Origin of the sequence: Acidimangrovimonas sediminis (assembly GCF_002871005.1) — a bacterium.
Taxonomy (GTDB): domain Bacteria; phylum Pseudomonadota; class Alphaproteobacteria; order Rhodobacterales; family Rhodobacteraceae; genus Acidimangrovimonas; species Acidimangrovimonas sediminis.
The window spans coordinates 1-530 of record NZ_PHSN01000086.1; the positions used below are offsets into that span (position 1 = coordinate 1).

The following is a 530-nucleotide window of genomic DNA, read 5'->3' on the forward strand; positions in this document are numbered from 1 at the left end:
CTCTGCTACGCTGCCGACAAACCTCGATCAAAGTCGCGAACGAGACCTATCTGAGGGCCTGATCCGGAAGCCGCTATTGGCCTTACCGCGTCCCCATCCTGTCGGCCAGGAAATCAACCAAGGCCCGCACCCGGGCGGGGATCGGGTCCCCGCCGACGAATAAGGCGTGAACTTCATGGCCTTCGTCGATGGTGTCGCCCGGGAGCACTTCACGCAGGCGGCCAGCTGCCAGGTCGTCTTCCACGGCAAAGCGTGCCACGCGTGCAATTCCGAGGCCGGAAACCGCCAGCATTCCGAGCGCTTCGCCGCTATTGGCGGTGAACCTGCCGCTGACGTGAACCTCGGTTCGCCTGCCTTGGCTGCAAAAGGGCCAACGGGATCGGGATGGATCGAAGTTGAACAGCAGGCAGTCGTGGCTCCGCAGGTCCTCGGGCTTTGCCGGAGTCCCCCTTGCGTCCAGATACGAGGGGGCGGCGACCACGACCATCGGCTCTTCTCCCAGTTTGCGGGCGGTCAGCCCGCTGTCCGGA

Annotated in this window: 1 protein-coding gene; it reads right to left on the bottom strand. The window is 64.5% G+C overall.

Going from position 1 to position 530, the window contains the following annotated elements; translation table 11 throughout:
* Positions 1–82: 82 nt before the first annotated feature.
* Positions 83–530: substrate binding domain-containing protein (locus tag CVV76_RS24445; protein WP_199178711.1), on the bottom strand; the 448-nt coding region annotated here is incomplete at its 5' end.